Here is a 12618-nt window from a genome sequence, read left to right as displayed (position 1 = left end):
GCCTCATCAGCCGAACATGTCGCCGTCGCGCTGCGGCGGTGCGACACCCAGATGCCGGTACGCGGCCAGCGTCGCGATGCGCCCGCGCGGGGTACGCTGCAGGTAGCCCTGCTGGATCAGATAAGGCTCGATCACGTCTTCGATGGTGCCCGACTCCTCGCCGATGCTGGCGGCGATGTTGTCCAGGCCGACGGGTCCGCCGTCGAAACGATGGATGACTGCTTCGAGCAGCTTGCGGTCCATCAGGTCGAAGCCTTGCGGGTCGACATCGAGCATCGCCAGGGCCTTGTGCGCCACGTCGACCGTGATCCGGCCATCGCCTTTCACCTGCGCGTAGTCGCGAACACGGCGCAGCAGCCGGTTGGCGATGCGGGGCGTACCGCGAGAACGGCGCGCGATCTCGAGGCCGCCGTCGTCGTCCATCGGAACGGCCAGCAGGCCGGCGCTGCGGCGGACGATGCGCGCCAGTTCCTCGGCCGTATAGAACTCGAGCCGCGCGACGATGCCGAAGCGGTCGCGAAGCGGGTTGGTCAACATCCCCGCCCGCGTGGTCGCGCCGACCAGCGTGAAGGGCTGCAGGTCGAGCTTGATGCTTCGCGCGGCGGGGCCCTCGCCGATCATGATGTCGATCTGGTAGTCCTCCAGCGCCGGGTAGAGGATTTCCTCGACCACGGGCGAGAGACGGTGAATCTCGTCAATGAAGAGCACGTCGTTGCGCTCCAGATTGGTGAGCAGCGCCGCGAGATCCTTGGGCTTCTCCAGCACTGGACCGGAAGTCTGGCGCAGATTCACGCCAAGCTCGGCCGCGATGATGTGCGAGAGCGTGGTCTTGCCCAGGCCCGGCGGCCCGAACAGCAGCACGTGATCGAGCGCTTCGGCACGATGTCGGGCCGCGCCGATGAAGATCTCGAGCTGCTCGCGCACCTTGACCTGGCCGACGTATTCGTCGAGCAGCTTGGGCCGCAAGGCACGCTCGATGGCTTCTTCGTTGGGCGATGCGGGCGCGGCGGACACCACGCGTTGCGGGGCCGGGGCGAAATCGTCGGTCTGGATGGTCATGGGGCGATGGGCTGAGGGCGCAGTTTAGGGCCAGTTCGGGCTGGCGCTGCGGCAGAATGCGCCACCGGAAAGGGACCGAATCGCCTCATGAACGACAACGATCGCGCACTGTGCGTCGCCACCGCCGGGCTGCTGCGCGCCAACGGCGCGCTGGCGGCCTGGGGCCTCGCCCTCGCGTTCATTGCAGGCCTGGTGCTCGCGCTGACCGGGCGCTCGCTGCCTTCGGCCACCTGGTTCGCCTTTGCGGTCGTCGCCCTGCTCGGGTTGCCCGAACGCTACCTGGCGTTGCGCCTCGCGCTGGCCGCTTCGCTGTTCGAAGGATTCGTGCAAGGGGCGATCGCCTCGCCATCCGCGCTGGACAACGGACTGGAAAAGCTCGGCCTGGCCCGCGGCGCCGACGGATCGCGCCCGCTGGCCGACCGCGTCGCGGAGGCCCGCAAGTCGATGCAGTGGCACGGCATCGTCGTGGTCGTGCAGACCATCGTGTTCGCCATGGCGCTCGCAATGCAGGATTGGCGCTGACCCATCCCCCTATTTCGCCAGCGCCCGCAGCGCCAGCTTGATTCCCTCTCCCACCGCGACATCCTTCGGCAGCGCCTTCAGCGCCGCGGCCGCTTCCCTGTCGCTGTAGCCCAGCGCGACCAGCGCCTGCAGGATGTCGGCTTGCGAATCGCTCGCCGCATGCGCCGGCAGCGCGATCTCGGCGCCGAGTTTGCCCTTGAGCTCGAGCAGGAGACGCTCGGCGGTCTTCTTGCCGATACCGGGAATCTTCACCAGCCGGCCGGCTTCCTGCAGCGTGATCGCCTGCGCGAGTTCGCTCACGCTCATGCCACTGAGCACGCCCAGCGCGGTGCGGGGCCCGACCCCGGAAATCTTGATAAGCTGCCGAAACGCCGCGCGCTCGGCGGCGGTGCCGAAGCCATAGAGAATCTGCGCGTCCTCGCGGACGACGAAGTGCGTGAGCAGCGAAACCCGCTCCCCGGTGCCGGGCAGGTTGTAGAAGGTGCTCATCGGCACATCGACCTCGTAGCCCACGCCATTGCAGTCCACCACGACCTGCGGCGGATTGCGTTCGGCCAGGATGCCGGTGAGTTTGCCTATCATGGGTGCCCTTCTCGATCTTGAAAATGAAATCCGCGTGATTCTGCGACACACCTTCGCCCCGCCCAACAACACGCGCCTGGGTCACCTCTGCGGCCCGCTCGATGCGAACCTGCGCCGTATCGAGGAAGCCCTCAACGTCAAGATCGCGCACCGGCACGAGCAATTCAAGGTCGACGGTCCCAAGGTCAATGCGCAGCGGGCCATGGACGTCCTGCAGGCGCTCTACGAGATCGCCCAGCGGCCGATCGATGCCGCCGTCGTCCAGCTCACACTGGCGGGCGACGGCTCGATGACGGAGGCCGAGGACGGCGCCATCACGCTCGCCACGCGGCGCGCCGACTTGCGCGCCCGCACGCCCAACCAGAGCGTCTACCTGCAGAACATCGCGAACCACGACATCACGCTCGGCATCGGCCCTGCCGGGACGGGCAAGACCTACCTTGCTGTGGCGTGCGCGGTCGATGCGCTCGAGCGCAGCGCCGTGCAGCGCATCGTGCTGACGCGGCCCGCGGTGGAAGCCGGCGAACGTCTCGGCTTCCTGCCTGGAGACCTCACGCAGAAGGTCGACCCCTATCTGCGGCCTCTTTACGATGCGCTGTACGACCTCATGGGCTTCGATCGTGTCCAGAAGGCCTTCGAGCGCAATGCGCTGGAGATCGCGCCGCTGGCCTTCATGCGCGGCCGCACGCTCAACAATGCCTTCGTCATCCTCGATGAGGCGCAGAACACCACGCCCGAGCAGATGAAAATGTTCCTCACACGTATCGGCTTCGGCGCCAAGGCGGTAGTCACCGGTGACGTGAGCCAGATCGACCTCCCGAAGACGCAGATGAGCGGGCTCATCGATGCGGAGCGAGTGCTCAAGCGGGTCAACGGAATTGCCATCACGCACTTCACCAGCGCCGACGTCGTGCGCCACCCCTTGGTAGCCCGCATCGTCGACGCCTACGACAACGCCCGCAAACGTAGCGCGGCCCGGTGAGATGGCACTCGCTGCACTGTCTTTGTCCCTGCAGTTCGCGCGCTTCAAGGGGGTCGAGCGCCATCGGGCGGCACTCCCTCGTCATAGCGTCGTGCGCTGGATCCGTCATGCGCTGGATGCAGACGGCGAACTGACCGTACGCATCGTTGACGCCGATGAAGGCCAGCAACTCAATCGCGAATTCCGCGGCAAGGACTACGCGACCAACGTGCTGACCTTCGACTATGCGCAGGCGCCGGTCGTGATGGCGGACCTGGTGCTTTGCGCGCCGGTGGTCGCGAGGGAAGCGAAGGAACAGCGCAAGACACTTGCGGCGCACTATGCGCACCTGCTGGTCCACGGCACCTTGCACGCGCAGGGCTGGGACCACGAGACCGGCGAGGAAGACGCTGAAGCCATGGAGGCGCGCGAGATCGAGATCCTCGCAGGGCTCGGCATTCGCAATCCTTACTGAAGCCGCCGGCCCTCAGGCCGACATCTGCAGCGGAATGGTCACCGGGCCATCGTTCACGAGATGCACTTGCATGTCGGCTGCGAATTCACCGGTCGCTACCACCGGATGCGCCGCACGCGCCCGGGCGACGAAGTAGTCGTAGAGTCGCCGGCCTTCTTCGGGCGGCGCAGCCTGGGTGAAGCTGGGGCGGTTGCCGCCGCTCACGTCGGCCGCCAGCGTGAACTGGCTCACCACCAGCAGGCCGCCGCCGATGTCCTGCACACTGAGGTTCATCTTGCCGGCGTCGTCCGGGAAGATGCGCAGCTTCAGGATCTTCGCGACCATGCGGTCGGCCAGCACGTCGCTGTCGCCACGTTCGGCGCACAGCAGCACAAGCAGGCCCGCATCGATGGCGCCGACCGTCCGCCCGGCGATGTCGACGCGGGCGCCGGTGACGCGCTGGAGAACTGCCTTCACGCCACGTGCTCCTTCTGCGTCGCGCGCGCCTCCATGCCCAGTGGCAGCAACTGGATGGTCACGAGCAGCCCGGGCACCGCATCCATCAGCGCCTGCTCGAGGGCGTCGCGCAAGGCGGCGGCGCGTTCGAGCGACCAGGTGCCCGGCACGTGCATGTGGAGGTCGGCGAAGCGTCGTTGGCCGGCGCGGCGGGTGACGATATCGTCGAATCGAAGTTGCGCGCCTTCAGGTACGCTGGCGGCAAATCGCTTCAGCGTCGCATCCAGTTGCGCCAGGGATTCGGGCTCGAGCGCCTCGTCCATCAGTCCCTGTGACGAACGCCAGATCAGCTTCACGCCTTCGCGCACGATGTTCAGTGCCACGCCGATGGCGAGAAGTGGGTCGAGCCATAGCCAGCCAGTCAGGCCGACTGCCACGATGCCGATCACGACGGCGGCGGAAGTCCAGACGTCCGTCACCAGATGGCGCGCGTCGGCTTCGAGTGCGATGGAACGATGGGTGCGCGCGGCCCGGAACAGCACGAAGGCCAGCGCACCGTTAAAGCCCGAACTCAATACCGAGAGCGCCAGGCCCCAGCCGAGTTGCTCGAGGGGCTGCGGCGACAGTAACCTCGAGATCGCAACCCACATGATGGCGATGGCCGCGCCGATGATCAGGATGCCTTCGAAGCCCGAAGAGAAATACTCGGCCTTGTGATGCCCGTAGGGGTGGTCTTCGTCGGCCGGCCTCGCCGCGATCGTGACCATCGCCAATGCGAAGGTCGCGCTTGCGAGATTCACGAACGACTCCATCGCGTCCGAAATCAGTCCCATGGAGTTGGTGACGTACCCGGCCGCGCCCTTGAGCACGATGGTGATGAGCGCCACCACGATCGAGACGCGGAGCAGTTGCTTGGGGCCCAGGGCAGCGAGGTTCAAAGGACGATGATAGGAACAGAGACGATTGCCAGCAAGTCGGCAAAATTGTGCCGAATTATCTGGCACGGTCGGCCGGTGCCGCCCTCTCGCGTACCATCGACCGGCATGCCCCAGGCACTTTTCGGAAGCATTCGTGAACAAGCGTATTGCCATTGCCCTGACCGGGCTCATCCTTTGCAACACCTGTGCGCTGGCGCAGATGACAGCATCCAGCGACGTCTCCAGCGAACAGAGGGCCGGAACCATGAAGTCCGTGCGCGGGGACGTTCGGTTGCTGAGCTCGGACGGTGCGGCGCGTCCTGCCACCCCCGGTGATGCGGTCTCCCCCATCGACCGCATCGTGACCGGCACCGACTCCGCCGCGAGCGTGGTCCTGCGGGACGGTACCTCGATGGTGGTCGGTCCTTCCTCGCGGTTGGACGTCAAGCAGTTCCATTTCGATTCGACCACGCAGGAAGGCGGAATGCTGGTCTCGCTGCTGAAAGGCTCTCTGCGCATGATCACCGGGCTGATCGGCAAGACGCACCCTGACGCGGTACGCGTCGAAACGCAGACCGCGGTGATCGGCATCCGCGGCACGGATTTCATCGTCGAGGTGGACGGTCAGCCGTGAATCTTCGTCGCTTCTCCCTTCTCATCGCCCTCGTCTCCATCGCGCTGCTTGCGGCGTGCTCGACCCCCGGCACGCGTGTCGTGTTGCTGCCGCAGGCCGACGGCAAGCCGTCGGCGGTGGTCGTGAGCACCGAAGACGGTGAGGAAACGCTCGATCAACCATTCGAGCGGGCGACAGCCGGTGTCGGGAAACGGGGCGCGCCCGTCGTCGACCAGGCCGATCCCGAGCGAGTGAAGGCGAACAACAAGGCACTTTTCGAGTTGATGCCGCCTCCACCGCAACGCTACACGGTGTACTTCGAGGCGGGCGGCACCATCCTCACCGCAGCATCGCAGGCAGCGATGAACGAGGCCCTGGCCGCTGCGCGCACGCGCAGCGGCGGCGAGATCGTGGTGACGGGACATACCGACACCGTCGGCACGAGCGCGCGCAACGACGAACTTTCGCGCAGTCGTGCATTGCAGGTTCGGCTGCTCTTCGTGGAACGCAACTTTCCGACGGGTCGGGTCGAAGCGGTCGGCCGCGGCGAACGCGACCTGGCGGTCCAGACGGCCGACGAGGTCGACGAGCCGCAGAATCGACGGGTGACGATCGAAGTTCGGTGATGTTGCTAGCCCCCAGGCTGCGCGCACTTCGTGTCGCTTCGCCTACCCCCTGACCGGGGGCAACACCTTCGGACCGGCGAAGCCGGATCCGTGGTGTTCCTGGAATGGGCGGCCGGCTACGCAGGCGCCTCGGGTCAGGTCAGGGTGACGCGGGCGAACTTGCGCTTGCCTACCTGGACGACGTAGCTGCCTGCGGGGAGTTTGAGGGTCTTGTCGCTGATGACGGTGGAATCGATGCGGACGCCGCCGCCGTCGATGAGGCGGTTGCCTTCGGAAGTCGAGGGCGCCAATCCCGCTTGCTTGAGGAGTTGGGCGATACCGAGGGGCGCACCAGTGAGGGCCACCTCCGGGATTTCGTCCGGGACGCCACCCTTGCTGCGATTGATGAAATCCTGTTCGGCTGCGTCGGCCGCAGCGGGGTTGTGGAAGCGCGCGGTGATTTCCTTGGCCAGCGCAACCTTGGCATCCTTCGGGTTGCGGCCGGCTTCGATTTCTGCCTTGAGGGCCGCGATCTCGGCCAGTGACTTGAAGCTCAAGAGCGTGTACCAGCGCCACATCAGCGTGTCGGAGATGGACAGCACCTTGGCGAACATGGTGTTGGCGTCCTCGCTGATGCCGATGTAGTTGTTCTTGCTCTTCGACATCTTCTCGACACCGTCGAGCCCTTCCAGAAGCGGCATAGTGAGTATGCACTGCGGCTCCTGGCCATATTCCTGTTGCAGGTGACGACCGACCAGCAGGTTGAATTTCTGGTCCGTGCCGCCGAGTTCGAGGTCCGACTTGAGGGCGACCGAGTCGTAGCCCTGCATCAGCGGGTACAGGAACTCATGCACCGAAATCGACTGGCCCGCCTTGAATCGCTTGCTGAAGTCGTCGCGCTCCATCATCCGCGCCACGGTGTACTTGGCCGCCAGCTGGATCATTCCGCGGGCACCAAGTGGGTCGCTCCATTCGGAGTTGTATCGGATCTCGGTCTTGGAGGGATCAAGCACCAGGCTGGCCTGCCGGTAGTAGGTCTGGGCGTTGGCCTCGATCTGCTCGCGCGTCAGGGGCGGGCGGGTGCTGTTGCGGCCCGACGGGTCGCCGATGGTGGTGGTGAAGTCGCCGATCAGGAAGATCACGGTGTGTCCGAGATCCTGCAATTGGCGCATCTTGTTGAGCACCACGGTGTGGCCGATGTGGATGTCCGGCGCGGTCGGATCCAGGCCTAGCTTGATTCGCAACGGCGTTCCCGTCGCCTCGGACCGCTGGAGCTTGCGCACCCATTCATCTTGCGGGAGCAACTCGTCGGTTCCACGGAGTGAAATTTCGAGGGCTCGTCCTACACCTTCAGACAGACTTGTGGATGTAACAAACTCGGCGTTCATTGGGCTTTTTGGCTGATTTCTCTATGGCCGAAGCTATACTCAGCCCGACTTTTCAAGCGCCGGATTCTAAGCGGCGCTGTATGCCCGCACCGTCCTGCCGCCCGTTCGACACGGTCTTCGCAGCACGGATTTGCAGAATCTGAGTTGGAATTTCGAAGTTTTGATCAACGGCATTCTGGCCGCCGAGGAGCTGATTGCTTCGCGCGTGGCTCACACATTCCGGACGTATCCGAAGCAGATCACGGCTGCGATCGCCGCGTTGCTGCTGTCCGCGGGTGGCGGTGCCTTCGCAGTCGCCTCGCTGGGTCCGGATGCGGCTGACATCCCAGTCAAGCAAGTCTTCGAAGCGGTCACTCCGCTGTCGTTTGCCGAGCAGGTCGAGGCCCTGGACACCCACAGCTTCACGCTGTTCCGCAACGAATCCACCCGTTCGAGCGACACAGCCGAAGCGCTACTGCAGCGCCTCGGCATTGCCGATCCGGCAGCTGCCGCCTTCGTGCGCGCGAACGCCGAAGCGCGCAACGCACTGCTCAGCCGCCCCGGGCGCACCGTCACCGCCGAAGCCACACAGGAAAACACGCTGCAGAAGCTCAGCGCCCGCTGGATTCCCGATAGCGATGGCGGCTTCAAGCGTCTGGTGGTCGAGAAGACTGCCGGCGGTTTCCGGGCACGCACCGAATCCGACGTACTGACACCGGGCACCCGCCTGGCCAGTGGTGTCGTGCGCACCTCACTTTTTGCGGCGACGGATGACGCGGGGATCCCCGATTCGGTGGCAACCCAGTTGGCCGACGTCTTCTCCACCGATGTGGATTTCCGCTCGTTGCGCAAGGGCGACCGCTTTGCCGTCGTCTACGAAACCTTTGACGCGGACGGCCAGACGCTTCGCAACGGTCGCGTGCTATCGGCGGAGTTCGAGAGCAACGGCAAGCTGTACCAGGCGCTGTGGTTCCAGGAACCCGGCCAGAAAGGCGGCTACTACCGCCCCAACGGCGACAGCCTGCGCCGCGCCTACCTGAGTTCGCCGGTTGAGTTCACGCGTGTATCGAGCGGCTTCGCGATGCGGCTGCACCCGATCCTCAACAGCTGGCGCCAGCACCACGGCATCGACTTCGCGGCTCCCGCCGGCACGCCTGTCCGCGCCGTGGGCGACGGGACGGTCGAATTCGCGGGCACCCAGAACGGGTACGGCAACATCGTGATCCTCAAGCACCGCAACAGCCAGGAAACGGCGTACGCTCACCTGAGTCGGATCGACGTCAAGCTCGGCCAGAGCGTCAGCCAGAGCCAGACTGTGGGCGCTGTGGGCTCGACGGGCTGGGCTACCGGTCCCCACCTTCACTTCGAATTTCGCGTGAACGGTGAATACCACGATCCGTCCACCATTGCGCAACAGGAAGGCGGTGTCCCGATCACCACGGCATCGCGCCCTGCGTTCGAGCGGCTAGCCCTCGCGACGCGTACCGAGTTGTCGGCCGCCTTCTCGGTGGTGCAGGCCAGCGCGGATTGACGGCGGGCCGGCAACGGCCCGAATCACCTATCCCCGAACCATGGCTGAACTCTTCATCGGCCTCATGTCAGGCACGTCGCTGGATGGCGTTGACGGCGTTCTGGCCGACTTTTCGAACGGGCGCATCGCAGTGCAGGGCTTCGCGGCAGCACCGTTTTCTGTGAGCCTGCATGCGGAGTTGATGGCACTCAACACGCCCGGCGGCGACAACGAGTTGCATCGCGCAGCGCTGGCCGGCAACGGGCTGGCCCGGGTCTATGCGCGCGTAGTGCAGCAGTTGCTGGCCGATGCGGGGGTCTCAGCCAACGCCGTGACGGCCATCGGCGCGCATGGCCAGACTGTCCGGCATCGCCCCGGCGAATTCGACGACGTCGGGTACACCCTGCAGATCAACAACCCTTCCCTGCTGGCCGAGTTGACTGGTATTCAAGTGGTTGCCGACTTCCGCAGCCGCGATCTTGCAGCGGGCGGCCAGGGCGCGCCCCTCGTGCCAGGCTTCCATCGGGCGCTGTTTGCGCGGGACGACCAGGCGGTCGCCGTATTGAATATCGGGGGCATTTCCAATCTCAGCCTGCTGCCTGCCGGCAGCGGAACGGTATTGGGCTTCGATTGCGGGCCGGGCAACGCCTTGATCGACCATTGGTGTCAGACGCACATTGGTCAACCGTTCGACGCCGGCGGCCAATGGGCCGCGAGCGGCCAAGTGCTACCCGACCTGCTGTCCCGGCTTCTCGGCGACGCCTATTTCGCCAAGGCGCCCCCCAAGAGCACCGGTCGCGACCTGTTCAATCCGAACTGGATGGCCTCTCAGCTGGGAACGACCGCCGCCGACCCGGCCGATGTACAGGCCACCTTGACGGAGCTCACGGCTCGTACGTGTGCCATGCATCTGAAGCGCCATGGACCGGACAGCCAGTTGCTGATCGTCTGTGGCGGCGGCGCCCTCAACCAGCATCTCATGGCGCGCCTGCGGGCGCTCCTGCCCGCCGTGGAACTTGTCTCCTCCGCCGAGCGTGGCTTGCCCCCGCAGGAGGTCGAGGCTGCAGCCTTCGCCTGGCTGGCGCGCTGCAGGCTGCTCGGGCAGCCAGGCAACCTTGCCAGCGTGACCGGCGCGCGTGGCGCGCGCGTTCTCGGCGCGATCTACCCGGCTTGATCGGAGCCGTCGCCGGGGTGCTCAGCCTTGGCCGGAAACCTCCGGCTGCGCCGGTTGGACCGCACGCGCCTCCGGCGGCAAGTGCCAGAAGATCAGCGCGGAGGCCAGCGTGATCAGTCCCATGCTCGCGAAGGTCGCCTCGAACGCGTGCAGCGTCTCGAGCGGTGCCTCGCTGCCGAAGATTCCGGTGTAGCCGGCCAGCACCGCGCTCGCCGCCGCCACGCCCAGGCTCATCGCGAGCATCTGCACCATCGAGAGAAGGCTGTTGCCCGCGCTCGCCATGCCGCCATCCAGATCCTTCAGCGTGATGGTGTTCATGGCGGTGAACTGAAGCGAATTGACCGCGCCGAAGGTGAGCAGCTGGACGATGTGCAGCACGATCGGCTGACTGGGCGTCGTCAGCCCGAAGCTCGCCATGCTCAGCCCGACCAGGGCGGTGTTGACGACCAAGACGCGTCGGTAGCCGTAGCGCATGATCAGCGGTGTCGCGAAACGTTTCATCGCCATGCCGGCCAGCGCGATCGGCAGCATCATGAGGCCAGCATTCAACGGCGAATAGCCCATCGAGACCTGCAACAGCAGCGGGATCAGGAACGGCATGCAGCCGCTTCCGAGGCGCGAGAACAGATTGCCCAACAATCCGATGCTCAGTGTCGGTATGCCGAACAGTGCGGGTTCGAAGAGCGGATGAGGGCGACGCACCGCGTGCAACCAGTAGGCGGTGATGCTTGCAAAGCCGAACACCAGCAAGACGAGCACGCCGACTTGCCGCAACCCCAGCCCGGACACACCGTCGATCGCCAGCGAAATCGCCACCATGCCGAAGGCGAGCAAGGCATAGCCGACGCCATCGAAGCGATGCACGAGTTCCGCGCGAATATCGGGCATCACGCGCAACGTGACGAAGCATCCGATCAAACCCACAGGCACGTTGATCAGGAAAATCCAATGCCACGACGCGTACTGCACCAGCCAGCCGCCGAGCGTTGGGCCGAGCAACGGACCGATCAGGCCAGGGATGGCAACGAAACTCATGGCCGCCAGGAATTCGGCGCGCGGCACTGTGCGCAGCAATGCAAGACGCCCGACAGGCAGCAGGAGCGCACCTCCCAGCCCCTGGATGACACGCGCCGCCACCAGTTGTCCGATGCCACGCGACAAGGCGCACAGCACCGAGCCGAGTACGAAGAGCACGATCGCGGCGAAAAAGATGCGCCGCGTGCCAAAGCGATCGGCGATCCACCCGGACGCGGGAATCAGCATCGCCATCGTGAGCGCATAGGCGACCACGACCGACTGCATGCGCAGGGGGCTCTCGCCCAGGCTGGCGGCCATCGCGGGCAGCGCGGTGTTGATGATCGTCGCGTCCAGCGTCTGCATGAAGAAGCCGATGGCTACAAGCCACAGCAAGCTCTTGCGCGGGGAATCCGATGAAGTCATGAGGGCAGAAAATGGCGGGCAGCAAAAAGCCGCCCGGAGGCGGCTTCTTGAATTGGCACGGAGGAACTCAGCACATCAGGCCGAGAAGCTCGATCCGCAGCCGCAGGTGCTGGTGGCGTTGGGGTTCTTGATGACGAACTGGGCGCCTTGCAGATCTTCCTTGTAGTCGATCTCGGCGCCGACCAGGTACTGGTAGCTCATGGCGTCGATCAGCAAGGACACGCCATTCTTGGTCATCGTGGTGTCGTCTTCGTTCGTGATTTCGTCGAAGGTGAAGCCGTACTGGAAGCCGGAGCAGCCGCCGCCCTGCACGAACACGCGCAGCTTGAGGTCTGGGTTGCCTTCTTCGGCGATCAGGTCGGCGACCTTGGCTGCCGCGCTGTCCGTGAAGACGATGGGCTCGGGCATCTGGGTCTGGATGTTTTCTGCAACAGCGCTCATTAGGGGGACTCCTGTGAGGCCGAACGTGCGGCCGATCGACGAATGCTACTTCAAACAACAAAAAACCGCCCGAAGGCGGCTCTTTGACAGTGCAAGCGATAAGCCCAAAGGGCGATCAGCGCTTGGAGAACTGCTTGCGGCGGCGTGCGGAGTGCAGACCGACCTTCTTACGCTCGACTTCACGCGCATCGCGCGTCACGAAGCCAGCCTGGCTCAACACCGGCTTGAGCGTCGCGTCATAGTCGATCAGCGCGCGGGTGATGCCGTGGCGCGTCGCGCCGGCCTGGCCCGACTCGCCACCGCCAGCCACATTGACCATGATGTCGAAGGTTTCGACGTTGTTGGTCAAGAAGAGCGGTTGCTTGGCAATCATGATCGAGGTTTCGCGGCCAAAGAAATCCTGGATGTCCTTGCCGTTGACCGTGATCTTGCCGGTGCCTTTTTTCAGAAACACGCGGGCGACGCTCGATTTGCGACGGCCGGTGCCATTGTTCCATTCACCAATCATTCTCAAGGC

General features: G+C 65.0%; 15 protein-coding genes. 7 read left to right on the top strand and 8 right to left on the bottom strand.

What is annotated here, in order from left to right:
* Nucleotides 1–6: 6 nt before the first annotated feature.
* A complete protein-coding gene (gene ruvB / locus AC1D3B_RS10025; RefSeq protein WP_478190512.1) occupies nt 7–1059 on the bottom strand; it encodes a Holliday junction branch migration DNA helicase RuvB in 1053 nt (350 codons plus the stop codon).
* A gap of 87 nt (nt 1060–1146) precedes the next feature.
* Between ruvB and AC1D3B_RS10020 the strand changes: the two genes are divergently transcribed.
* Nucleotides 1147–1581, top strand: a complete 435-nt coding sequence (locus tag AC1D3B_RS10020) for a hypothetical protein (RefSeq protein ID WP_478190511.1) — start codon at nt 1147–1149, stop codon at nt 1579–1581.
* A 9-nt stretch (nt 1582–1590) separates the two neighbouring features.
* Here AC1D3B_RS10020 and ruvA read toward each other — a convergent pair whose 3' ends face one another.
* Nucleotides 1591–2163 carry a Holliday junction branch migration protein RuvA gene (ruvA, locus tag AC1D3B_RS10015; RefSeq protein WP_478190510.1) on the bottom strand — a complete coding sequence of 191 codons (573 nt, stop codon included), beginning with the start codon at nt 2161–2163 and terminating at the stop codon, nt 1591–1593.
* A 34-nt stretch (nt 2164–2197) separates the two neighbouring features.
* Here ruvA and AC1D3B_RS10010 point away from each other — a divergent pair, with 34 nt between their 5' ends.
* Both AC1D3B_RS10010 and ybeY read left to right on the top strand, forming a co-directional pair.
* Nucleotides 2198–3145: a PhoH family protein gene (locus AC1D3B_RS10010; protein WP_478190509.1), complete on the top strand. Its 948-nt coding sequence runs from the start codon at nt 2198–2200 to the stop codon at nt 3143–3145.
* A gap of 1 nt (nt 3146) precedes the next feature.
* Nucleotides 3147–3599 carry an rRNA maturation RNase YbeY gene (ybeY, locus tag AC1D3B_RS10005; RefSeq protein ID WP_478190508.1) on the top strand — a complete coding sequence of 151 codons (453 nt, stop codon included), beginning with the start codon at nt 3147–3149 and terminating at the stop codon, nt 3597–3599.
* A 12-nt stretch (nt 3600–3611) separates the two neighbouring features.
* Here ybeY and dtd read toward each other — a convergent pair whose 3' ends face one another.
* Both dtd and AC1D3B_RS09995 read right to left on the bottom strand, forming a co-directional pair.
* Nucleotides 3612–4055, bottom strand: a complete 444-nt coding sequence (gene dtd / locus AC1D3B_RS10000; RefSeq protein WP_478190507.1) for a D-aminoacyl-tRNA deacylase — start codon at nt 4053–4055, stop codon at nt 3612–3614.
* The gene (locus AC1D3B_RS09995; protein ID WP_478190506.1) at nt 4052–4972 is read right to left on the bottom strand and encodes a cation diffusion facilitator family transporter; all 921 of its coding nucleotides are present in this window, start codon (nt 4970–4972) and stop codon (nt 4052–4054) included. The genes dtd and AC1D3B_RS09995 overlap by 4 nt, the downstream gene beginning before the upstream one ends.
* 133 nt (nt 4973–5105) lie before the next feature.
* Between AC1D3B_RS09995 and AC1D3B_RS09990 the strand changes: the two genes are divergently transcribed.
* A complete protein-coding gene (locus AC1D3B_RS09990) occupies nt 5106–5585 on the top strand; it encodes a FecR family protein (RefSeq protein WP_478190505.1) in 480 nt (159 codons plus the stop codon).
* Nucleotides 5582–6190, top strand: a complete 609-nt coding sequence (locus AC1D3B_RS09985) for an OmpA family protein (protein WP_478190504.1) — start codon at nt 5582–5584, stop codon at nt 6188–6190. Before AC1D3B_RS09990 ends, AC1D3B_RS09985 begins: the two co-directional genes overlap by 4 nt.
* Nucleotides 6191–6324: 134 nt before the next feature.
* Here AC1D3B_RS09985 and tyrS read toward each other — a convergent pair whose 3' ends face one another.
* A complete protein-coding gene (tyrS, locus tag AC1D3B_RS09980; protein ID WP_478190503.1) occupies nt 6325–7557 on the bottom strand; it encodes a tyrosine--tRNA ligase in 1233 nt (410 codons plus the stop codon).
* Between the two features lie 160 nt (nt 7558–7717).
* Here tyrS and AC1D3B_RS09975 point away from each other — a divergent pair, with 160 nt between their 5' ends.
* Together AC1D3B_RS09975 and AC1D3B_RS09970 are read left to right on the top strand one after the other, a co-directional pair.
* Nucleotides 7718–9067 carry a peptidoglycan DD-metalloendopeptidase family protein gene (locus tag AC1D3B_RS09975; protein WP_478190502.1) on the top strand — a complete coding sequence of 450 codons (1350 nt, stop codon included), beginning with the start codon at nt 7718–7720 and terminating at the stop codon, nt 9065–9067.
* A gap of 40 nt (nt 9068–9107) precedes the next feature.
* Nucleotides 9108–10220 (top strand): anhydro-N-acetylmuramic acid kinase, encoded by a 1113-nt coding sequence (locus AC1D3B_RS09970; protein ID WP_478190501.1) that lies wholly within the window; start codon nt 9108–9110, stop codon nt 10218–10220.
* A gap of 21 nt (nt 10221–10241) precedes the next feature.
* On the opposite strand, the gene mdtD is transcribed toward AC1D3B_RS09970, so the two are convergent.
* The 3 genes from mdtD to rpsI form a co-directional block, all read right to left on the bottom strand.
* Nucleotides 10242–11660, bottom strand: coding sequence for a multidrug transporter subunit MdtD (gene mdtD, locus AC1D3B_RS09965; RefSeq protein ID WP_478190500.1), 1419 nt, complete (start codon nt 11658–11660; stop codon nt 10242–10244).
* A gap of 75 nt (nt 11661–11735) precedes the next feature.
* On the bottom strand, nt 11736–12101 hold the full coding sequence (erpA, locus tag AC1D3B_RS09960) for an iron-sulfur cluster insertion protein ErpA (protein WP_007827949.1): 366 nt from the start codon (nt 12099–12101) through the stop codon (nt 11736–11738).
* 115 nt (nt 12102–12216) lie between these two features.
* Nucleotides 12217–12609, bottom strand: a complete 393-nt coding sequence (gene rpsI / locus AC1D3B_RS09955) for a 30S ribosomal protein S9 (protein ID WP_093109516.1) — start codon at nt 12607–12609, stop codon at nt 12217–12219.
* Nucleotides 12610–12618 lie beyond the last annotated feature (9 nt).

The sequence above is a fragment of the Variovorax sp. P5_A3 genome (assembly GCF_056400665.1).
The sequence above is the reverse complement of the archived record's forward strand: the minus strand, read 5'-3'. Positions and strand labels throughout refer to the sequence as shown.

What these genes read in the sequence shown, in the direction of transcription:
- ruvB (WP_478190512.1), bottom strand. Translation starts at nt 1,059, where the DNA reads ATGACCATCCAGACCGACGATTTCGCCCCGGCCCCGCAACGCGTGGTG.
- AC1D3B_RS10020 (WP_478190511.1), top strand. Translation starts at nt 1,147, where the DNA reads ATGAACGACAACGATCGCGCACTGTGCGTCGCCACCGCCGGGCTGCTG.
- ruvA (WP_478190510.1), bottom strand. Translation starts at nt 2,163, where the DNA reads ATGATAGGCAAACTCACCGGCATCCTGGCCGAACGCAATCCGCCGCAG.
- ybeY (WP_478190508.1), top strand. Translation starts at nt 3,147, where the DNA reads ATGGCACTCGCTGCACTGTCTTTGTCCCTGCAGTTCGCGCGCTTCAAG.
- tyrS (WP_478190503.1), bottom strand. Translation starts at nt 7,557, where the DNA reads ATGAACGCCGAGTTTGTTACATCCACAAGTCTGTCTGAAGGTGTAGGA.
- AC1D3B_RS09970 (WP_478190501.1), top strand. Translation starts at nt 9,108, where the DNA reads ATGGCTGAACTCTTCATCGGCCTCATGTCAGGCACGTCGCTGGATGGC.
- mdtD (WP_478190500.1), bottom strand. Translation starts at nt 11,660, where the DNA reads ATGACTTCATCGGATTCCCCGCGCAAGAGCTTGCTGTGGCTTGTAGCC.
- erpA (WP_007827949.1), bottom strand. Translation starts at nt 12,101, where the DNA reads ATGAGCGCTGTTGCAGAAAACATCCAGACCCAGATGCCCGAGCCCATC.
- rpsI (WP_093109516.1), bottom strand. Translation starts at nt 12,609, where the DNA reads ATGATTGGTGAATGGAACAATGGCACCGGCCGTCGCAAATCGAGCGTC.